The 20,310-nt window shown below is 65.5% G+C and carries 16 protein-coding genes; 11 read left to right on the plus strand and 5 right to left on the minus strand.

Going from position 1 to position 20,310, the window contains the following annotated elements:
* Window positions 1-36 precede the first annotated feature (36 nt).
* The 3 genes from RB623_RS00560 to RB623_RS00570 all read left to right on the plus strand — a co-directional run bounded on the left by RB623_RS00560 (window position 37) and on the right by RB623_RS00570 (window position 3,620).
* Window positions 37-792 (plus strand): ABC transporter permease, encoded by a 756-nt coding sequence (locus RB623_RS00560; protein ID WP_308054787.1) that lies wholly within the window; start codon window positions 37-39, stop codon window positions 790-792.
* Between the two features lie 153 nt (window positions 793-945).
* Window positions 946-3,147, plus strand: a complete 2,202-nt coding sequence (locus RB623_RS00565) for an acetate--CoA ligase family protein (RefSeq protein ID WP_308054788.1) — start codon at window positions 946-948, stop codon at window positions 3,145-3,147.
* Window positions 3,147-3,620, plus strand: a complete 474-nt coding sequence (locus tag RB623_RS00570) for a MaoC/PaaZ C-terminal domain-containing protein (RefSeq protein ID WP_308054789.1) — start codon at window positions 3,147-3,149, stop codon at window positions 3,618-3,620. Before RB623_RS00565 ends, RB623_RS00570 begins: the two co-directional genes overlap by 1 nt.
* Window positions 3,621-3,761: 141 nt before the next feature.
* Here RB623_RS00570 and RB623_RS00575 read toward each other — a convergent pair whose 3' ends face one another.
* The 5 genes from RB623_RS00575 to RB623_RS00595 all read right to left on the minus strand — a co-directional run bounded on the left by RB623_RS00575 (window position 3,762) and on the right by RB623_RS00595 (window position 8,925).
* Window positions 3,762-4,658: an amidohydrolase family protein gene (locus RB623_RS00575; RefSeq protein ID WP_308054790.1), complete on the minus strand. Its 897-nt coding sequence runs from the start codon at window positions 4,656-4,658 to the stop codon at window positions 3,762-3,764.
* A 23-nt stretch (window positions 4,659-4,681) separates the two neighbouring features.
* On the minus strand, window positions 4,682-5,293 hold the full coding sequence (locus tag RB623_RS00580) for a flavin reductase family protein (protein ID WP_308054791.1): 612 nt from the start codon (window positions 5,291-5,293) through the stop codon (window positions 4,682-4,684).
* 32 nt (window positions 5,294-5,325) lie between these two features.
* Window positions 5,326-6,123, minus strand: a complete 798-nt coding sequence (locus tag RB623_RS00585; protein WP_308054792.1) for an enoyl-CoA hydratase/isomerase family protein — start codon at window positions 6,121-6,123, stop codon at window positions 5,326-5,328.
* A gap of 83 nt (window positions 6,124-6,206) precedes the next feature.
* The gene (locus RB623_RS00590; RefSeq protein ID WP_308054793.1) at window positions 6,207-7,826 is read right to left on the minus strand and encodes a GMC family oxidoreductase N-terminal domain-containing protein; all 1,620 of its coding nucleotides are present in this window, start codon (window positions 7,824-7,826) and stop codon (window positions 6,207-6,209) included.
* Window positions 7,827-7,953: 127 nt separating this feature from the next.
* Window positions 7,954-8,925 (minus strand): LysR family transcriptional regulator, encoded by a 972-nt coding sequence (locus RB623_RS00595; protein ID WP_308054794.1) that lies wholly within the window; start codon window positions 8,923-8,925, stop codon window positions 7,954-7,956.
* Window positions 8,926-9,064: 139 nt separating this feature from the next.
* On the opposite strand from RB623_RS00595, the gene RB623_RS00600 reads away from it, so the two are divergent.
* The 8 genes from RB623_RS00600 to RB623_RS00635 all read left to right on the plus strand — a co-directional run bounded on the left by RB623_RS00600 (window position 9,065) and on the right by RB623_RS00635 (window position 20,168).
* Entirely contained in the window at window positions 9,065-10,108 is a 1,044-nt protein-coding gene (locus RB623_RS00600; protein ID WP_308054795.1) for a leucyl aminopeptidase, read from the plus strand.
* A gap of 3 nt (window positions 10,109-10,111) precedes the next feature.
* Window positions 10,112-12,433 carry a xanthine dehydrogenase family protein molybdopterin-binding subunit gene (locus tag RB623_RS00605; RefSeq protein ID WP_308054796.1) on the plus strand — a complete coding sequence of 774 codons (2,322 nt, stop codon included), beginning with the start codon at window positions 10,112-10,114 and terminating at the stop codon, window positions 12,431-12,433.
* Complete coding sequence (locus RB623_RS00610) at window positions 12,430-13,305, plus strand: xanthine dehydrogenase family protein subunit M (RefSeq protein ID WP_308054797.1); 876 nt, start codon at window positions 12,430-12,432, stop codon at window positions 13,303-13,305. Before RB623_RS00605 ends, RB623_RS00610 begins: the two co-directional genes overlap by 4 nt.
* Entirely contained in the window at window positions 13,302-13,784 is a 483-nt protein-coding gene (locus RB623_RS00615; RefSeq protein WP_308054798.1) for a 2Fe-2S iron-sulfur cluster-binding protein, read from the plus strand. The genes RB623_RS00610 and RB623_RS00615 overlap by 4 nt, the downstream gene beginning before the upstream one ends.
* A 35-nt stretch (window positions 13,785-13,819) precedes the next feature.
* The gene (locus RB623_RS00620) at window positions 13,820-14,329 is read left to right on the plus strand and encodes a cupin domain-containing protein (RefSeq protein WP_308054799.1); all 510 of its coding nucleotides are present in this window, start codon (window positions 13,820-13,822) and stop codon (window positions 14,327-14,329) included.
* A 72-nt stretch (window positions 14,330-14,401) separates the two neighbouring features.
* Complete coding sequence (locus RB623_RS00625) at window positions 14,402-15,865, plus strand: NAD-dependent succinate-semialdehyde dehydrogenase (RefSeq protein ID WP_308054800.1); 1,464 nt, start codon at window positions 14,402-14,404, stop codon at window positions 15,863-15,865.
* Between the two features lie 551 nt (window positions 15,866-16,416).
* The gene (locus tag RB623_RS00630; protein ID WP_308054801.1) at window positions 16,417-17,541 is read left to right on the plus strand and encodes a DNA repair exonuclease; all 1,125 of its coding nucleotides are present in this window, start codon (window positions 16,417-16,419) and stop codon (window positions 17,539-17,541) included.
* A complete protein-coding gene (locus tag RB623_RS00635; protein WP_308054802.1) occupies window positions 17,538-20,168 on the plus strand; it encodes an AAA family ATPase in 2,631 nt (876 codons plus the stop codon). The genes RB623_RS00630 and RB623_RS00635 overlap by 4 nt, the downstream gene beginning before the upstream one ends.
* Window positions 20,169-20,310 lie beyond the last annotated feature (142 nt).

Here is a 20,310-nt window from a genome sequence, read left to right on the forward strand (position 1 = left end):
AGTTCTCAAGGCAGTTACGTCAAAAACAGTGCTCCGATGATCCCATCCTGGGTCGGCAGCCTGATAATCTTGGCGGTCTTTCTCGGCGTCTGGGAAGGTTATGTCCACCTGTTCGATGTCAGCAAGCTGGTGCTGCCGCCGCCGTCGGAAGTTGTCCTGAAGTGGCTTGAATTCCTGGTGAGCAAGAGCGTGTGGTACCACACAGGCGTCACTGCGTGGGAAACCTTCCTTGGCTTCGTCTTCGCCGGCATACTCGGCGTGAGCCTGGGTTTTCTGCTTGGCAAGATGCCGCGGCTGGAGCGGATGCTCAATCCATTCGTCATTGCGACCCAGGTGATCCCGAAGGTGGCTCTCGTTCCGCTGTTCGTTGTCTGGTTTGGCTTCGGCATGACCTCGAAGGTCGTCATCGCCACCATCCTCGCCTTCTTCCCGATCCTGCTCAACACGGTGCTTGGCATCAAGTCCGTCGACCACGGCCATGAGGAGGTGATGAAGAGCCTGAACGCGACCCGCTGGCAGCGGCTGACGCAACTCGATTTCCCGAGCTCTCTTCCCTACATCCTGACCGGCATGGAAGTGGGCGTCGTCCTTTCCATCATTGGCGCCGTCGTTGGCGAGTATCTGGGCGGAAATACCGGTCTCGGCAACCTCGCGGTCAAGGAGATGAACTCCTACAACACTACCGCGCTGTTCGCCGTGATAATGCATCTGTCGATCCTCGGCTTCGCATTCTACGCCGTGGTCGTCGGCATGAGGAAATATCTCATTCCCTGGCACGGTTCGTCGAATTGATGTGCCGGGGTTCTGGCGGTTTCGCCGGGGCCTTTCGCCAGCACCGTCATCAAGTTTTCAAACCTGCCCGTAAAACCGGCGCGTCCTGTCGCGTCCGAAACCGCCGCGACGTCGCGCACGTGGCACGGGCGGAGCAAGTCCGGAGGAGCAAAAATGTCCAACGCCAAGCAAGCCGTCGCCACGGCAATCGAGCAGGTCGGCGCGCTCGTCAATCCCAGGAACATCGTGCTGGTCGGCGCCAGCGATAGGCCCGGCAGTTGGCCGGCGACGGTGTGGAAGACCGTCCACGAACACGGGTTCAAGGGCAACATCTACGCTGTCAATCCCAACCGCGACACGATTGGGGGAAAGCCTTGCTACAAGGACTTCGCGTCGCTGCCGGAAAAGCCGGATCACGTCGCCTTCCTGACGCCTGCCCAGCATGTGCCGGCCGGGCTGGCGGCGGCGGCGGCGGCCGGCGCGCGCAGCGCGACCGTGTTCGCGTCCGGGTTCGGCGAAGATGGCAGCCCCGACGGATTGCAGCTTGCAGCCGAACTGAGGCGCGTCGTCGAGCAGAGCGGCATCGGCGTCACCGGTCCCAACTGCACCGGCAACATCATCGCCGACAGCGGCCTGGTGACGCTGGTCGACCACCGCAAGCTGAACGTCGCGCCGGGTGCGGTTTCACTGGTTGGCCAGAGCGGCGGCGTGCTGCTCTACGCCAACCACATCCTCGCCGACCGCGGCATCCAGGTGGGCAAGCTCATCACCAGTGGCAACGAGGTCGGCCTCAACTGCGCCGACTATATCGCCTACCTCGCACAGGACGAGGCTACCCGCGTTATCTTCTGCTATCTGGAGGCGATCAAGGACCTCGACAAGTTCAAGGCTGCCTGTGCGCTGGCGCGCGACAATGGCAAGCCGGTGATCGTCTTCAAGATCGGCGCCAGCGAAGAGGGCCGCAAGGCTGCCATGACACACACCGGCGCCCTTGCCGGCAGTTCCGCGGTCTTCGACGCCGTGCTGCAGGACGTCGGCGTGTTGCGCGCCGACAGCCTCGACGAGGCGGTCGAGATGATCGAGTTGGTCGTGCATCTCGGCGTGCCGATCGGCTACAATATCGGCGCCATGAGCCTCTCCGGCGCCTATCGCGGCATCCTTGTCGACGCTGCCGCCGGCAGCGGCATGAAGTTCCCCAAACTGGCAGACGACGTCGAACGGCGCCTCACGGACCTTCTGGGCGTGGGATCGTCAGCGGGTAACCCGGCTGACGGCGGTTTCACCGTACTCACCAGCGTCGAAAAATACATCGAGGCCGTCAACATCTTCTGCGACGATCCGGACCTCGACATTCTGGTCCTGCAGGCCGAATTGCCTCGTGAGGAGGGCATGGCCGCCAACTGGGAGGAGCGTTTCCAAGGCATCCACGACCTGGTCACGCGGCGCGGCAAGAAGCTCGCCTTCATCTCCATGTTCTCGCGCATGTACACCGACTACACCCGCCGGCTGCGTGCCGGGCTGCCCAATGTCGCATTCATCCATGAGACCACAAAGTCGGTGCGTGCGCTGGCTCGGCTTGCAAAATGGTCGGAGCTTGCGCGGCGTGCAAGCGGCGAAGCCGGCACGGCCGCCGGGAACGATGCGCGCGATGCGTCGCCGGCTGTGATCGAACTGCGCGAGCGGGCGAAATGCGCAACCGGCACATTCCTGCTGAACGAGCGCGATTCCAAGCAATTGCTCGGTTCGTACGGCATGGCGGTGACGCGCGAGGAAGTCGCCTCCAGCGCCGATGAGGCGGTTCGCCTTGCGGATGCGATCGGATATCCGGTCGTGCTGAAGGCGGTGTCCGACCGGCTCTATCACAAGTCCGACATCGGCGCCGTTCAGCTCGGACTGGGCAGCGCCGAGGCAGTCAAGGCCGCCTACTGGCTGATCCACGAAAATGTCGGGCGCTCCGGCTTCGAGGGCGAGCTCGACGGCATTCTGGTCTGCCAGCAGATCGACGGCGGTAAGGAACTTGTGGCGGGCATTCAGCGCGACCCGGAGATGGGCGCCGTGCTGATGATCGGCAGCGGCGGCGTGCTGCTCGAGCTGATGCAGGATGTCGCCTTCGCGCCGCTGCCGATCAGCCGCCGTCGCGCACTCGACCTTATCCGTTCGACCCGCATCGCCAAGCTGCTCGGGGGGTATCGCGGCGAGGCCGCGCATGACCTGTCGCGCATTGCCGACTCGCTCGTGGCGCTCGGCAACCTTGCGGTCGATCTCGGCGATGCGCTGGAATCGATCGACATCAACCCGCTCGTCAGCCGCGCCGGCGGCAAGGATCCGATCGCGCTCGATGCGGTCGTCGTGCTGGGCAGGGAGGCCGCACACTGATGGCACAGGCAACCATTCCGCTGGACTTCACCTATGACACGCTCAAGGTCGGCCAGAAGTCTGTCAGCATCGGCCGCACCGTCAGCGACGCCGATCACAGTCTTTACATGATGCTGACCGGCGGCTGGCATCCGATCCACTGCGACGTGGAGCATGCCCGCGAGGCCGGCCTCGACGGCCTTCTGGTGCAAGGAACGTTCGGGATCGCGCTTTCGCTGGGCAGCCATCTCGAGGCGCCGTTGCTCAGGTCGGCCGACCCCCTTATCGGTGCGCTCGGAATCAAGGAGTGGACCTACATGGGTCCGATCTTCGTCGGCGACACACTGCATATCGAAGTCGAGATCGTCGAGAAGAAGCTCACCAGCGACGGCAAGCGCTATGTCGTCGACCGCCAGATCACGCTGATCAACCAGAAGGGCAAAGCTGTCCAGAAGGGCGTGGCCCGGTCGATGTGGCGGCGTGCCGACGTCTAATCGGCATCGCAGGGTTTGGTAAAGAAAGGGCCCGGCGGCGAAGCGCCGGGCCTTTTCGTCGGCGGGATGCAAAACAAAGCCCGCCGCGAGACGCGGCGGGCTTTGGGAGGATGCGCGGGCGAAACCCGGGCTTCCGGTGTCTCAGATCCTGTAGAAGCGCTCGGCGGTGCCGGCGAACAGCATGTCGCGTTCGTCGGCGCTGAAGTCGTGGGTGATCGTGTCGTAGGAGTCGAAGAGCGTTTCGAAGTCACTGTAGAGGCTGTCGACCGGGAAGTTGCTGCCGAACATGGCGCGCTGCGGCCCGAAGATGTCGATCATCGTGAGGACGTACGGCCGGATCGATTCGGTGGTCCATTTGTGGTCGACCATGCCGAGGCCGGACAGCTTGATGGTGACATGATCGAGTTGCGCCAGCAGCTTGAGCCCATCGCGCCATTCCTTGAGCTGCGGGAGGTTGCGGTCGATCGGCATGCCCGAATGGTCTATGGCCACCGGTACGCCGGGATTGGCCTTGAGCAAGTCGTGCGCCTGCCTCATCTGACCGGCATAGATCTGCAGGTCGAACGATAGTCCATAGCCGGACAACATGGCGAAGTTCTTCCGCCACGTGTCGTGCTCGAGATAGTTCTCGGGGGCGTAAACCTTGCTCATGTCGGAATGCCAGTTGATCATCTGGCGGATGCCGCGCACATTGGCGAAGGCCTTGTGACGCTCCATGTGGGACTGAGCGTCCTCACGGTGCATTTCGATCTTGGCGACGATGGCGTGTGGATAGCCGTGCGCATCGGCGATGCCCTGCAGCCATTCGGTTTCTTCGACCGCCTTGGCCGGATCGCAGCCGGCCTCCACATGCGCCGACTTGACGACGTTGTGGTGGCCGAAGCCCTTGATGTAGCGATCGATGGTGAAGTTGTCGGTGATCGGCGTGATGTTGCCGCAGATCGTCGGCGGAACCGGGCGCATGGACAGCCATGGATAATGGATGTGATTCAGATCCCACAGGTGGTGATGGGCGTCGACGATCCGCAAGCCGGGCATGTGAACTCCTCCTTGAGCAGACTTCATGTGATGGTCCGGGAAATCCGCGCCGTGACGGTCTCGCCGCGCGTCACGTAGAGGGGGCCGCCGATGCGGCCGAGCGAGGCGTAGGCCACGGGGTCGATGCGGTCGCCCTGCCACAGCGCCTCGGCGACGTGGAAGCAGACGACGTCGCCGATGATCAGGCGGTGCGCGTGTTCGTCGCCGACCTCGACGATGCGGTCGAGGCGGCACTCCATTGCCACCGCCGCGTCTCTGACGAACGGCGTGGCAATTACGGTTCCCGGTGAAAGCGCGACGGCGAGCGCGGCTGCCTCGCTGACGTCCGGGGCGAACGGATGCGAGCTGTCGACCATCGGCTGGAGCAGGTCGGGGGTGACAGAGCTGATCGAGAACTCGCGGCGCGCGATGGCGTTGGCGAGCGTGTCCTTCAGCGCGTCGGTTCCCGGGCCGACGCTGATGAGCACCTTTGCAGGACTATAGCTGATGAAGGTGAAGCTGCTGTAGGGCGCCAGGTTGACCCCGCCGCCTTCGCTCAGCGTCGCGGTCCAGGCGATTGGGCGCGGAGTGACGGCCGCTGAGATCAGCTTGTAGGAGCGATTTTCGTCCAGGCCTTGCGTGGGGATCGTGATCATGGGGTATGTGGTCAGGGGAGGGGGCGGCCGGTTCAGCAGGCGCGGAAGGGACCGGGCGTGCGTTTCTCCGCCATGGCGCGTACCGCCTCCTCGAAGTCCTGTGTCATCTGCAGCTTGAGGTGTCCCGTTTCGAACGCGATCTCGCGTACGTGCCTGGCGAAATGCCAGCGACGGATGCGATTGGTTTCGCGCACGCTGAGCGGGGGATTGGCGGCGATGCCGCGGGCCAGCGCGAAGGCTGCGTCCAGCGCCTCGCCCGGCGGCGCGACCCTGTTGAACAGTCCGGCCTGGCAGGCTTCCTCCGCGCTGAAGAAACGGCCCGTCAGGCAGATCTCGTCCGCCCAGATGCCGCAGCCGCGTGCCTTCATCAGCGCCAGATGGCGATAACCGCCGAGTCCGCGCGACGTCTCGGTGACCTGCAGGCGCGCCGCGGCGTCGCAGACGATCAAGTCGCAGTCGAGCGCCAGGCCGAGCCCGAGTCCGAGCACGTTTCCGTGCAGGGCGGCGACGACGGGCTTGTTGTTCAGCGAGCGGTTGAAGAGTTCGAAGAACGGATGGCCGATGCTCATCTGGTCACGGCTGGCCGCCATCTGCTCGCGGCTCGCCATCTGGCTCTCCGCCACGTCGGCGCCGCTGCAGAACGACTTGCCGCGGCCCGATAGAACGGCCACGCAGGCCTTGGTGTCGGTGTCGAAACGGTCGAGGGCCTCGCCGAGGCGCCCGATCTGCGCCAGCGTCAGCGCGTTGTGCTTCGCTGGCCGGTTGATCTCGATATGGGCGATCCTGTCGTCGACCGAGTACTCGATCGCGCCATCGTCCTGATCCTGCATGAGTTCCTCCGTCTTGCCGCCGACACTATCCGTCGGCCCGCGGCACGGATAAGCCCCGCAATGGTACTCGGTATAGCTCGTGGTTATGGCTGCCGGGCGCGGCGCATCCTGTCCGCCAGCAGTTCGGCAGCCATGATGATTGGAGCGTTGATGTTGCCGCCCAGGGGCTCCGGGAAGATCGAGGCGTCGACAACGCGCAGGGCCTCCACGCCATGCACGCGGCACTCGTCGTCGACCACATTCATCGCGTTGCTGTCCGGGCCCATGCGGCACGTGCCCGACGGGTGGTACGACAGCGTTACGATGTTGCGGATATAGTCGTCGATATCGGCGTCCTTCGTCTTGGCGAGGCCGGGCCCGATTTCGGTGCAATGCCGCGTCAAAGCGGTCTGCTGGCCGATGTCGCGGAATATCTTCACGCCTTCGCGCAGGCGCCGTAGGTCGGAGTCGGTGCCGAGCACGGCTTCGTCGATGATCGGGGCGTCGAAAGGGTCTGCCGACTTCAGCGTGACGGAGCCGCGACCTTCTGGGCGGCACATGACGACGCGCGTCATGAAGCGGTCCTGATAGGGCTTCACGAACGGCCGCATCCAGGGGTGTGCGTCCATTGGCGCGCCGACGAACAGCAACTGAAGGTCGGGTAGCGCCTGGCCGGACTCGCTCCTCAGGAAGCCGGTGATGCCGCCGGGCAGCTCGGAGGCAAAGCCCCGTCCGGCGAGATATGCGCGGGCAAACCCCAGCGCCGCCTTGTCAGCGCGCATGTTCGCGTGGAAGGGGCCGGGCTTGTGGCGCTGGTAGACGATCGAGACGCCGTAGTGATCGTGTAGGTTCTGCCCGACCCCCTTCAGATCGACCTTGCAGCCGATGTCGAGGCCGGCGAGCTGGTCCGCGTTGCCGATGCCCGACAGCATCAGGATCTGCGGCGAATTGAACGCGCCGGCGCTGACGATCACCTCGCGGCGGGCGTTCGCGGTGCTGCGGATGTCCTGGCGGATGAAGTCTACGCCGGTCGCCCGGTTGTTCTCCAGGTTGATGCGCGCCACCTGCGCGAGTGTGATCACCGTCAGGTTCTTGCGCCCGAGCGCAGGCTTGACATAACCGAGGTTGGTCGAGCATCGGCGGCCGTCGCGGAGGGTCAACTGCATGCGTGAGAAGCCGTCCTGCGAGGCGCCGTTGTAGTCCTCGACCCAGGCGTGGCCGGCAGCGCTAACCGCGTCGGCATAGGCCTCGATCGCCTCGTCGGTGTATCTGGACGTGCCGGTGCTGATCGGCCCGGACCCGCCGCGATAGGCGCTTTCGCCGCCCTCCCAGCTTTCCTGCTTGCGGAAATAGGGCAGCACGTCGTCATAGGACCAGCCTTGGATGCCGTGCTCGCTGAGCCCGTCGTAGTCCTGCCGGTTGCCGCGCACATAGGCCATGGTGTTGATCGATGACGTGCCGCCCATCACCTTGCCGCGCGGGCAGTCGAGCCTGCGCCCGCCGAGCGCCTTCACCGGCTCGCTCCTGTAGCCCCAGTTGTGGATGCCGAGGCGGATCAGCATGCCCCAGCCGATCGGCACGTGGATCAGCGGGTTGACGTCGGACCCTCCCGCTTCGAGAAGAAGCACGCTGACGTCGGGGTCTTCGGACAGGCGCGCGGCCATGACGCAGCCGGCCGAGCCGGCGCCGATCACGATGTAGTCGAAGGTTGTGGGGTTTGGCATGGCGCCTCCTGCCCGGCAGATGGCTCCTCGCCGACCCGCCGCGCGGCAGCGGCGGAAGCCGGTCCCTGGATGCTGTTGAAGTCCAGCCTACAGCGTTGGATGGCGTTCAGGTATATATCTGGCCCCGCTAGCCATTCGTACTGGTTATGGCACGCGGGGCCTTGCCGATCAGATTGAGCTCGAAGCAGACCGTGTTGATGCTGCGCAGCAACGCCTCGGCGGTCTGCGTCAACTCGATCTCCGCCGGATGGACGAGGCCCAGTGAACGGGTCAGGTTCGGCAAAAGGTCGTGGCGCGAAATTCGCTCGAGCGGGATGTAGCGCAGGTTGCCCGACCCGGTGCTGATCTCGGCGGCATAGGCCGGGATGATGCCGATGAAGTCGGTCTTGCGCACGACCTCGCGGATGAACACCAGCGAGTTGCTTTCGATCGGCCCTTTCGATGCCTCGATCCGGTTCTGGCGGGCGAGATCAAGCACACCGTCCCAGAGCGGCAACGCGTCCTCGAGCATGACCCACCGGTTCTCGATCAGGTCGTGGAGCGAGATCTCCTTCTGGCTCAGGAGCTTGTGGCCAGTCCGTACGACCAGCGCGAAGGAATCGTCGAACAGTTTCTGGGTCTTGAGGTCGGGACCCTTGGTGCGTTCGTCGAGGATGGTGAAAAGCATGTCGAGGTCGCCGCGGTGAAGATCGACGAGCAGCTCCGAGATCGCGCCGCTGCGGATCTTGAATTTCAGGTTGGGCCGCTTCAGCGCGATACGCACGATGGCTTTCGGGATGATCTGGTCGAGGATGCCGGGGCCGGGCGTGACGCCCAGCGACACGCAGCCCGAGAACTGCCCCTTGATATGGTTGAGGTCGTCGTTCGCTCGCCGCAGTTCGGAGGTAACGGAGCGAGCGCGCTTGTAGAAGGCCTCGCCGAACCTTGTCAGCTTGACGCCGCGCGGGCCACGTTCGAGCAGGCGCACGCCGAGCTGCTCCTCCAGGAGACGAAGGCTTTTCGAGAGGGCGGGCTGTGAGATGTACAGGCGCTTCGACGTGCGGCTGAGGCTTCCGCTCTCGGCCACATCCACGAAACGCTCGAGCTGTTTCTGATCCAAGGTATGCCTGCTAGCTATATCTAAAACAAAATATGTCCTATCTGGCTATCGACGGCATGTCTACTTCCAGGACTGTAAGGTGTCGGCGCGTGTACCAGCGAGCCGCCCGACGCGCATGGATTTACGAGGCGGGTGAAGAATGATCCGGCTACCAATCACGCAAGACAGCGCAACCGACATCATCCCCATTTTCCGCGAGGGGCTGAGGCAGTCGCGGGTGGCGGCCGGCCAGAAAGTCGTCGTCTATGCCGACAGCTTCACCAATCCGGTCTATTCCGCGGCGTTCATGGCCGCCGCGCGCGATCTCGGCGCGGACGCCTTTGTGATGACGCAGCCTCTTATCAACGCCGACGCGTCCAACAGACTCGGGCGCGCCAGCCCGCAGCCGCTGATGATCGAGGTCATGAAGATGGCCGATTTCGTCGTCGACGTCTCGACCGGCGGCATGCTCTACTCCAACGATCACGAAGCGATCCTGGCCACCGGCACGCGGATCCTGCGGGTGCGCGAGCCCGAGGATATCCTGCTGCGCCTGATGCCCAGCCAGGAGGTCAAGGAACGAGCGATCCGGGGCGTCGAGCGCTACGGATCGGCCGGGACGATTCGACTGACGTCCGAGGGCGGCACCGACCTCGTCATGAGCAAGGGTTCGCGCCCTGCGTCCAACCAGTACGGCATGGCCGACGAGACGGGCCGCTGGGATCACTGGGGCACTGGCCTGGTCTGCACGACGGTCGAGGAGGAGACGGTCGAGGGCGTGCTCGTCCTGTCGCCCGGCGACGTGCTCTTTCCGTTCGAGCGCTACGTGACCGAGCCGGTGAAGATCCATTTCGACAAGGGCGTCGCACACCGCCTCGATGGCGGCCGAGAAGCGGTCATGCTGCGCAGCCTGCTGGAGGACCGCGGCGACGACGGCGCCCGGCGCCTGTCGCATGTCGGCTGGGGGGTCGAGCACCGCGCTACCTGGGACGCGCTGTCTATCCGCGGCTGGGACAACGCTGGCGGCGTCGAGACTCGCTCCTGCTACGGCAACGTGTTGCTGGCGATCGGCGAGAATCGCGATCTCGGCGGCAAGAACCCGTCACGGCTGCACATCGACATGTCGTTCCGCTCGACCCGCCTCGAACTCGACGGCCAGCCGATCGTCGATTGCTGCAAGTTCATCGACAAGTCGGTCGCGTAAGCAATGGCCATCGGCAAGCCCGTTGTCAGGGTCGAGGACGAGCGCTTCCTGAGGGGCGAAGGCCGATTCACGGCGGACTACACGCTCCCTTTCATGCTCGAGGCGCACATCCTCCGCAGCCCGCACGCACATGCGAGGATCGGCCTTGTCGGACTGGACGAAGCGCTGGCGCTGAAGGGCGTGCACGCCATCTTCACCAACGTCGATCTGCCGGAGGGGCTGCCGCCGATCCAGTGCCGCATTCCCACCCACGGCGACCTTTCGCCCTACCTGCAGCACCCGCTGGCGCGGGACACGGTGCGCTATGTCGGCGAGCCCATCGCCGTAATCGTGGCCGATACGCGCGCCATCGCCGAGGACGCGGCCGAGCTGATCGAGATCGAATTCGACCCGCTGCCCGCGATCACCAGTCCGCAACAGGCGACCGCCGACGGCGCCGCGCCCATCCACGCGCCCGGCAATCTCGCGGGTCGCTGGGGCTTCGATCTCGGGGACGTCGCGGGCGCATTGAAGGCGGCCGCGTTCACGGCGTCGGACAGCTTCTCCATTCAGCGCCATTCGGCGATGCCGATGGAGACGCGCGGCCTGCTGGCGAGCTATGACGCCGGCCGCAACCTGCTCGACATCTACGGTCCGACCAAGGTGGTGCACACCAATCGCAACATGCTGGCGGCGATGCTCGGCATGGGCGAGGCGGAAATCCGTATGATCGAACCGGACGTCGGCGGCAGCTTCGGCGCGCGCGGCGAGTTCTATCCTGAGGACTACCTCATCCCGTTCGCCTCCATCCGCCTCAAGCGGCCGGTGCGGTGGATCGAGGATCGCGTCGAGCACTTCGCGGCGATCAACCATTCGCGCGACTGCACCTTCGACGTCAATGTCTGCGCCGACAAGGACGGCATCATCACTGCTTTCGACGTGAAGCTGGTGACCGACATGGGCAGCTACATCCGCACCCATGGCGATGTCGTGCCGTCGCATGCGGCCGCGTCCTTTCCCGGCCCGTACCGCGTCCGCAACTACCGCGTCGATGCGATGACGGTAATGACCAACAAGACGCCGACCGGTACCTACCGCGCGCCGGGCATGTTCGAGGCGAATTTCGCGCGCGAACGCATTCTCGACCGGCTCGCCGACAAGATGGGCATCGATCGTGCCGAACTCCGCAGCCGCAATCTTATCCGCCCCGAGCAGATGCCTTGGCACGTCGGCACGGAGAGCGTGAAGCGACCGACCATCTTCGACAGCGGCGACTTCCCTCTGATCATGGATCGCGCGCTGCAGGCCTATGGCTGGAGCGCGCCGTTCGAACGCGAGGCTGACGGCTGGAAACGCGGCCGCGGCATATGCGTGCTGGTCGAGCCGTCCGGGCTCGGGCCATTCGAGGGCGTACGCATCGAGGTCGACCAGCACGGCAAGGTGCAGATCTTCTCCGGATCGAGCAATCAGGGTCAGGGTCACGAGACCGTCCTGGCGCAGATCGCGTCGGAGACACTCACCGTTCCGATGGACAGGATCCGCGTGCGCCACGGCGACACCGGCATCATCACCTTTGGCGGCGGCACCTATGCCAGCCGCACTGCCATCATGGGTGGCAATGCGGTGCACAGCGCCTCCGTCGGCGTGCGCGAGAAGGCGCTGAAGGCGGTGGCCGGGAAGTTCGGCATCGCGGTCGAGGAACTCGACCTGCGCGAAGGCGCGATCTGGCACGGACGGAAGAACGAACCGCTCGTCACGCTTGGCGGGATCGCGCGCATGCTGATGCCGGGCAACCAGGAAATCCTGACCTCGCCATCGGCAGGGAACATCCCCGACAATGATGGCCTGGTGGTGACGAGTTATGTGCGCGGCGTACCCTCCGGTGCGGCGGTCTTTGCGGTCCACATGGCGGACGTGCTGGTCGATCCGGAAACGGGCGAGACAAAGGTCGAGCGGTATTTCGTCGCCTGCGATGTGGGTCGCCAGCTCAATCCGCTGATCGTCGAGGGCCAGATCGTCGGCGGCGTCGTCCAGGGCCTTGGCGGCGCCTTCCTCGAGGAACTCGCCTACAACGAGGACGGACAGCTCACCACCGGCACGTTCGCCGACTATCTGATGCCGAACGTCTATGACGCGCCGCCGATCACCGCCCTGGTGTTCGAGGAGTCGCCGGCGCCCACCAACGTGCTGGGTGTTAAGGGCGTCGGCGAGGTCGGCCCCTCCGGCGTGGGCGCCACGATCGGCAACGCCATTGCGAACGCGCTTGGCGCGGTAAGCGGCCTCAACAAGCTGCCGCTTACGCCCGAGCGGGTCCTGCATTCGATCGGATTCGGGGGGCAGGTATGAAACCGGCGCCGTTCGACTATTTTGCGCCGACCAGCCTCGAGGAGGCGCTCGACTTGCTCGACCGCTACGGGCCGGATGCGCGCGTCATCGCCGGTGGCCAGAGCCTCGTGCCGATGCTGGCCCTGCGGCTGGCTCGACCGGAAGTGATCGTCGACCTCAATCGGATTCCCGCGCTCGCCGGAATAGCCGAGGAAGGAAGCACGCTGCGCATCGGCGCGATGACGCGCCAGGCGATGGCGCTGGCAAGCCCCGTCGTGCGCGAGAAGCTGCCGCTTCTCCATCTGGGCCTCGAGAATGTCGGCCATCCGCCGACCCGTGCCCGCGGCACGCTCGGCGGGAGCATTTCGCACGCGGATCCGGCCGCCGAGACGCCGATGATAATGCTGGCCTATCGCGCGACCATGGTCATCGCCGGCAGCCGCGGCGAGCGCACGGTCGATGCCGGCCAATTCACACTTGGCACCTTCGAGACCTGCCTGGAGGAAGGCGAGATCCTGAAGCAAATCATCGTGGAGTCGCGGCCCGACGAGGGGACCGGGTTTGCCGAGCTGTCGCGGCGCCGGGGCGACTTCGCCATGGCGTCGGCTGCCGCGCGCATCCGCCTCGACGACGCCGGCAAGTGTGTCGAAGCCCATCTGATGATCGGTGCCGTGGCGCCGGTGCCGCTGCGCTGCGACGCGGTTGCGCAGGCACTCGTCGGCGAGGAGCCGAGCGAGGCGTGCATCCGCGAAGTGGTGCGCCTCATCGATCTCGACGTCTTCGAATTCGACAATCCGGAGATCAGCCTTGCCTATCGGCGGCATATCGCGCCTGTCCTGGCGCGCCGCGCCCTGATGCAGTCGGTGACCCGTGCGAGGGAGCTGCGCAAGTGAAGAAGCACCTGGTCGAACTGACCGTCAATGGCCGCCCGGCTTCCATGCAGGTCGAGCCGCGCCAAAGTCTCGCCGATGCGCTGCGCGGCGAGCTTGGCCTGACAGGTACGCACCTTGGCTGTGAGCACGGCGTATGCGGCGCCTGTACGCTCATCGTCGACGGAGATCCGGTGCGCGGCTGCCTCATGCTGGCCGTGCAGGCTCAGGGCGCCGAGGTCGTCACCGTCGAGGGCGTGTCGCCCAAGGTCGGGCTGGGCGAGATCCAGTCGGCACTGCGGGAGTTTCACGGCCTGCAGTGCGGCTTCTGCACCCCCGGCATGGTCGTGGTGCTGCACCACCTTTTCTCCGGCAATCCGCAGCCTACCGAGGCCGAGATCCAGGAGGCCATTTCCGGGCAGTTGTGCCGCTGCACCGGCTACCAGGGCATCATGAATGCGGCAAAGGCGGTCGCCGCCCGCCACCAATCCAACAACGCCTAGCCATCGGAACACCGAGAAGAACATAGGGAATAGAAATGCCGATTTGCGTGAACATCGACGACATCGAGGAAGGCCAGAACGTTCTGCAGACGCGCGGTGGTGCGATGTCGACCAAGATGGTCTACGGCAACGACTGCAACATGATGATAGCTGTGCGCGGGCCCGGCTATCATTCCCATCCGCACACCCATGACGCCGAGCAGATCAACTACGTCACCGCCGGCGAGGTCTGGGTGTTCATAGGAGACCGCGGCTTTCTGATGCGGGCCGGCGATCTGTGCCGAATTCCGCGCAACGCCGTTCACTGGGCGTGGAACCGCAGCGACGCCGAGGTCACCTTGATCGAAGTCCATGCGCCCGCCTGCGATCCGCTGATCCGCAAGGGAGCTTTCGGCCTCTATTTCGACGACGAGACGCCGGATCTTTCGACTGCGGTCGACACCGTCCGTTCGGGTATCGAGGTCGATCCGATGGAGATCGAGGCGCGCGCACTCGGCATGACCGTCGATGAACTGACGGCCGAGCTGGCCGCCGCGGCCAAGTAGGCTTGCGCTTAGCTGATTGGGTTTCCATCGGGCCGGGCTTCGGCCCGGCGTTTGGACCGGAAGGAGTATTCGATGACGCAGGATGCTCGGTTGCCGCTGGCGGCAATGCTGATCGACGGACGCCTCGAGCAGGCGCAGAGCGGCGAAACATTCGTCTCGACAAACCCCGCGAATGGCGAGCCGATCGCAAGGATCCCGTTCGGCGACGACCGCGACGCCAGGCTTGCCGTCGACGCGGCGGCGGCTGCCTTCCCGGCGTGGTCGAAGCTCAGCGCTGCTGCGCGGGCCAAGCACCTGCATCGCCTCGCCGATGCCCTTGAGCGTCGCCGCAACGAGATCGCGCTTGTCGTCACCAGCGAGGAGGGCAAGCCACTCCACGAGGCGCAAGGAGAGCTTCAGCTTTCGATCGACTCGCTGCGCTGGTACGCCGAAGAGGCGCGCCGCGCCTATGGCGCGTGGATCCCCGACCCGGTCCCCGGACGGCGCCTCCTGACCCAGCGCCAGCCTGTCGGCGTCTGCGGCGCGATCATCCCGTGGAATGTGCCCTGCGCCATGATCTTCCGCAAGGCTGCACCGGCTCTCGCAGCGGGCTGCACGATGGTGCTGAAACCGGCCGAGGCGACCTCCTATGTCGCCCTCAAGGTCGCCGAGGTCTTCGCCGAGGCCGAAATACCGGCAGGCGTCATCAACGTCGTCACGGGCAAGGCGTCGGCCATCGGCAATGTCTTCCTGACTGACCACCGCGTGCGCAAGATATCCTTCACGGGGTCCACCGATGTCGGCCGCCTGCTGTTGCGAGGCGCGGCCGATCAGATCAAGCGCACCTCGATGGAACTGGGCGGCAACGCTCCGGTGATACTGTTCGAGGATTGCGACCTCGATGCCTCCATCCGCGCGGTGGCGTCGCTCAAGTTCCTCAATGCCGGCCAGGCCTGCATCGGCGCCAACCGCATCTACGTGCAGTCGTCCATCTATGAGGAGGTCAGCCGCCGTCTCGCCGACCATGCCAGGCAGATGAAGGTGGGCGACGGTTCGCAGGCCGGCGTCGTCATGGGGCCGCTGGTTGACATGAAGGCGGTCGAGAAGGTCGAGGAACTGGTCGCCGACGCCGTCGGAAAGGGCGCCGTCCTGCGCGCCGGCGGCTCGCGCATGCAGGGCGAGGCATACGAAAGGGGTTGTTTCTACGCCCCGACCGTGATGACCGGGGTGCCGCGGACGGCGCGCCTGCACGACGAGGAGATCTTCGGTCCGGTCGCCGCCCTTTACACCTTCGAAACCGAGGACGAGGTCGTCGATCTGGCCAACAACGTCGACTACGGTCTGTCGGCCTACATCTTCACCGAGAACATGGACCGGGCGATTCGGGTTGGCGAGCAGCTTGAGAGCGGCATGGTGGGCATCAATGAGACCCGACTCGGCGCTGCGGAGGCGCCCTTCGGCGGCGTGAAGATGAGTGGCATCGGCCGCGAGGGCGGCCGGGAAGGCCTGGACGAATACCTGGAAACCAAGCTCCTGGCGATTCGCGTCAAAGACTGAGACGCCGGAACCGGCGGCTTACCTCTATGTGCATATCGGCCGGCTTGGCGTCTTGGCCAGCTTTGCTGGCGTTCGGCATCGAAGGCGCTCCTTTCCGCCGTAACGAACAGGCGATCGGCCGGAATGGTCCTGAGGATCCCGGTTAAGGCGCTAGTGTCGTGATTTCGAAGTTCGCTTCATTGTCGATATCGGCCGCTTAGGCGAACTTCGAAATCAATACGACACTAGAATCAATAAGTTGCTAGTGTCCCTCAGATTCCGAAATTCGCTCTGAGCGTGATATCAAATGCGGCGAATTTCGGAATCGGGACTCTAGCGATCGTCGGCGTCTCCGTGGAGTTGCTCCACGATCTTTCCCTGCCCCCTGGCCGCTCGTTTGCCGGGGGCAGCACGGCCGTTCGTTTTTGAGTGGGTAAACTCCGCGGGTGCCTTTCGTTCCCGCGTCGAGCCGGGGTATCCTCTAACCCCGGGGAGCGATCGGATGGCAATCAAGGATATTGCGGACCAGTCGCATTTCATTCTGTTCGAGACGCGCAATCCGTCCGGTAGCCATGTACCGTTTCATCCACAGCAGCGATCTGCATCTGGGCAAACGCTTCGGCAATTTCGGCGGCGACCTGCCGGGTCGGCTGCGCGAGGCCAGGCATGCGGTCATCGCGCGCCTGGCCGCCTTGGCGCGGGATCATGGCGCGACCGCGATCCTGCTTGCCGGCGACACGTTCGACACCGAAACACCCTCGCCGGAAATCCGCCGCCAGGCGCTGGCCGAAATGCGCCACCACGCGCCGCTGCGCTGGGTTGTCCTTCCCGGCAACCACGATTCCCTGCAGGCGGCGCAGCTCTGGTCGGCGCTGTGCGCTGAAGCGCCCGAAAACGTCGTGCTGGCGGTGGAGCCGCAACCGGTTCTTCTCGCGCCGCAAGCGATGTTGTTTCCCGCACCCTGCACGACGAGACGTCCCGGCCGGGATCTTTCCGAATGGATGGACGGCGCGCCGACCCCGGAAGGAACGATACGGATCGGCCTCGCCCACGGCGCCATCCAGCGCTTTTCGGAAGATGACGTGGCCTCGGACGTGATCGCGCCCGATCGTGCCCGGCGGTCCGGCCTCGACTATCTGGCGCTGGGGGATTGGCACGGAGCCGTCGCGGTCGACCGGCGCACGCACTACAGCGGTTCGCCCGAACCGGACCGATTCAAGCACGATCGTCCCGGCCAGGCGCTGCTTGTCGACATCGCCGGACCGGCGGCGTTCCCCGACGTCACGCCGCTGGACACGGCGAGCTTTGCCTGGCGGACGCTGCCGCTGCATCTCCTCGACGGCGACGACTGCGCGGCAGCGCTTGAGGCGATCCTTCCGGACTCGCGGCTGCGCCGGCATACGCTCGCTCGCATTGCCGCGTCGGGGCGCTGCCGTCTGGCGGGGCGCACGGCGCTTGCCGCCTCGGTCGGGCACGCCATGCCGGACTTCGCCTTTCTGGAACTCGACGAGCGCGCGCTTGCGACCGAATGCGACAGTGAAGACCTCGACCTCATCGACCGCGCGGGCGCCTTGCGTGAGGCAGCCGATGCGCTTCTGGCCGAAGCGGGCGAAGAGGGCCGGTCCGCTGCCGACCAGGACGTCGCGCGCGCGGCGCTGGCGCGCCTCTTCTCCTTTTGCGAGACGACCGCATCGTGAAGATCTCGGCACTGCGTCTCTTCAATGTGAAGCGCTTCGCCGGCAAGGGCGTCGCGATCGAAGGCATCGGCGACGGCGTCAATGTGCTCTGCGCGGCCAACGAATTCGGCAAGTCGACCAGTTTCGAAGCGCTGCACGCCCTGTTTTTCCAGCCGCATACGGGAACGCCGGGAGACGTGCGGCGGCTGCGGCCTTACAGCGCCGGCAATCCGTTGATCGAGGCCGACATAGCGACGGCGGACGGCCGCTACCGGCTGACAAAACAATTCTATGGGGGCAAGCGTGCGAGCGTGACAGATCTCGCCAGCGGCCGGCTGATCGCCCAGGCGGACGAAGCCGAGACTTTCATAGCGGGTCTCGTCCGCGGCGGCACCGCCGGTCCCGCGGGCCTGCTCTGGGTCCGCCAGGGGATCACCGGCATCGACAAGCGGAGCGCCAGCGAGGAGGATGGCGAAAAGCAGGCGCGCGCAAGCCTGCTGGAATCCGTGCAGGGTGAGGTCGAGGCCGTCACCGGCGGGCGGCGCATGGCCGAGGTCATGGCGGCTTGCGCGGAGGAACTCGGCCGCCTCGTGACGCCGACCGGCAAGCCCAGGACAGGAAGCCGGTACGATGCCGCCATCGAACAGCATCGGGCGCTCTCCGAGACGGAGAGAAGGCTTGGCGACGAGGTCGCGGCGCTGCGGGATGCGCTCGACAGGCGTGCAGTCGCGCTCAAACGCCTTAGCGAACTGGAGAGGCCGGAGGATCGGGAGGAGCGCCGGTCGGCGATCGACCAGGCCCAGGCTCGATTCGACAAGGCCAAGGCGCATGGCGAGGCGCTGAAGGCGGCCGAAGCGGAAAGCAGGCTGGCGCATCAACTGCGGGATACGGCAAGCCGCGACCTCTCCGCATTTCGCGAAGCTCTGGACAAAGCCATACGCCTGCGGGAAGCGCTCGTACTGGCGGAACGGCGTCGGGACGAGGCGCTCGGCAGACGTAGCGCCGCGGCCGAAGCAATCGACAAAGCGTTCGCCGTCGCGCAGTCGGCCGAGAACGATGAACAGGAAGCGCGGGCGCTCCTTGCCCGTCTCGACGCCGCGCTGAAGGCGCGTGAGGCCGCCGGACAACTCGCCGACATGCGGGCCCGCCTGGCGGACGCCGAGCTTGCCCGTGCGGACCTCGAAGCCGGCGAGGCGGAATGGGCGCTGCTTGACGTAGCCTCGGCTTCAGTCGACGAATTGCAGGAACTGGACGTCGAGATCGCGCGGCTGCGCGCGGTCGAGGAGGCCGCCCGGCCCGCAGTCGTCATCGCCTACGATGCGGGTGTCGAGGCTTGCATCGCGCTCGACGGGTGCCTGCTGGGAGATGGCGACGAGCGCGGCTACGACGACAATGCGAAGCTCTCGATCCCGGGCATCGGGCTGCTGACCCTGCGCTCCAATCGGCCGCCGCATGCCGACAAACGCCTGGAAAAGGCGGAAGCGAAAAGACGAAACCTGCTCGCGGCGATCGGTGTGGACAGCCTCGCAGCCGCGCGCCGGCGGCAGGCCGAGGCCCAGCGCAAGGCCGCCGATCTCGACCGCTTGCGCAACCGGATTCTCGCACTTGCGCCTGGCGGGCTCCTGGCTCTCCGCGAGGAGGTCCTGCGCCGGGCCGCTGCCAGCGCTGACACGCTGGAACTGAAGGGTGATCCCGGGCAGGCACGGCAAGCGCTTGCCGATGCGGGCAACAGACTGGCCGAGGCGCGAAATGCGGTCCGCGAAGCGCAGCCGCTGCGTGGCGGCGCCGATGAAGCCTACATAGCCGCCGAGACGGCGCTGGCGTCCCTCAGGGCGGAAGGCGCGCATGTCGAGGCGATTCTCGGCCCCGAAGCCGAGCGGGGCGGACGTGAACAGGTTTTGGCGGGGACGCTGGCGGAGCTGGAGATCAGGCTTCACGAGTCGGAAGCGCGGGTGGCGGACCTCCGCGCCTCCTCGATCGACCTTGAGTCGGCCGAGGCGGCCTTGCGCCGGGCGAAATCGGCCGAGGAAGCGGCTTCCAGGGAAGCGGGACTGCTCAGGGAGCGCCTCGCGGATCTGAACGCGGTCATCCGGACGCGCTCCGACGAGGCAGTCGAGGAACTGTGGCGAGAGGCGGTCGAAGCATTGGGCGCGGCGGCGGCGCGGGTGAAGGCTTTCGAGACAGAAGTGAGGGTCCTGGAGCGGCTGCGAACCGCGCTCGAGGCGGCGCGTTCGGCTGCGCGCGATCTCTATCTGAAGCCGGTGATGACGGAATTGCGTCCGCTGCTCGAACTGCTTTTCGAGGACGTTTCCATCACCTTCGACGAAAAGACGCTTCTGCCGCAGACCATCCGCAGGAACGGTCTGGACGAGGATGTCGAACGCCTGAGCGGCGGCATGCGCGAACAGTTGTCCATCCTCACCCGCCTGGCCTTCGCGCGGCTTCTGGCCCGCGATGGCAGGCCCGCGCCGGTCATCCTCGACGACGCGCTCGTCTATTCGGACGATGACCGGATCGAGCGCATGTTCGACGCGTTGCACCGCCAGTCCCGCGGCCAGCAGATCATCGTCTTCTCTTGCCGCCAGCGCGCTTTCTCAAAACTCGGGGGCAATGTCCTGCGGATGACCGACTGGCAACCGCAGGACTGACCCGCGATCGCTGGTCGCGTTCCAAGAAACAAGCCCAACCGGTCTTTTCAGGCCGCCGGCGGCCGCTTGTGTCCAGGCGGTCACTTGCGCGGCCATTGTGTTCGCAATTGGCTTGTTGTACGATCGTTCAACAAGCCAATTG

This window comes from Mesorhizobium sp. LHD-90 (genome assembly GCF_030929505.1).
Taxonomy (GTDB): domain Bacteria; phylum Pseudomonadota; class Alphaproteobacteria; order Rhizobiales; family Rhizobiaceae; genus Kumtagia.

Excerpts from the sequence above, each read along its gene's own strand:
- RB623_RS00605 (WP_308054796.1), top strand. The coding sequence starts at position 10,112 with ATGGCCATCGGCAAGCCCGTTGTCAGGGTCGAGGACGAGCGCTTCCTG.
- RB623_RS00610 (WP_308054797.1), top strand. The coding sequence starts at position 12,430 with ATGAAACCGGCGCCGTTCGACTATTTTGCGCCGACCAGCCTCGAGGAG.
- RB623_RS00580 (WP_308054791.1), bottom strand. The coding sequence starts at position 5,293 with ATGATCACGATCCCCACGCAAGGCCTGGACGAAAATCGCTCCTACAAG.
- RB623_RS00565 (WP_308054788.1), top strand. The coding sequence starts at position 946 with ATGTCCAACGCCAAGCAAGCCGTCGCCACGGCAATCGAGCAGGTCGGC.
- RB623_RS00625 (WP_308054800.1), top strand. The coding sequence starts at position 14,402 with ATGACGCAGGATGCTCGGTTGCCGCTGGCGGCAATGCTGATCGACGGA.
- RB623_RS00560 (WP_308054787.1), top strand. The coding sequence starts at position 37 with ATGATCCCATCCTGGGTCGGCAGCCTGATAATCTTGGCGGTCTTTCTC.
- RB623_RS00630 (WP_308054801.1), top strand. The coding sequence starts at position 16,417 with ATGTACCGTTTCATCCACAGCAGCGATCTGCATCTGGGCAAACGCTTC.
- RB623_RS00570 (WP_308054789.1), top strand. The coding sequence starts at position 3,147 with ATGGCACAGGCAACCATTCCGCTGGACTTCACCTATGACACGCTCAAG.
- RB623_RS00620 (WP_308054799.1), top strand. The coding sequence starts at position 13,820 with ATGCCGATTTGCGTGAACATCGACGACATCGAGGAAGGCCAGAACGTT.
- RB623_RS00575 (WP_308054790.1), bottom strand. The coding sequence starts at position 4,658 with ATGCCCGGCTTGCGGATCGTCGACGCCCATCACCACCTGTGGGATCTG.
- RB623_RS00590 (WP_308054793.1), bottom strand. The coding sequence starts at position 7,826 with ATGCCAAACCCCACAACCTTCGACTACATCGTGATCGGCGCCGGCTCG.
- RB623_RS00585 (WP_308054792.1), bottom strand. The coding sequence starts at position 6,123 with ATGCAGGATCAGGACGATGGCGCGATCGAGTACTCGGTCGACGACAGG.
- RB623_RS00600 (WP_308054795.1), top strand. The coding sequence starts at position 9,065 with ATGATCCGGCTACCAATCACGCAAGACAGCGCAACCGACATCATCCCC.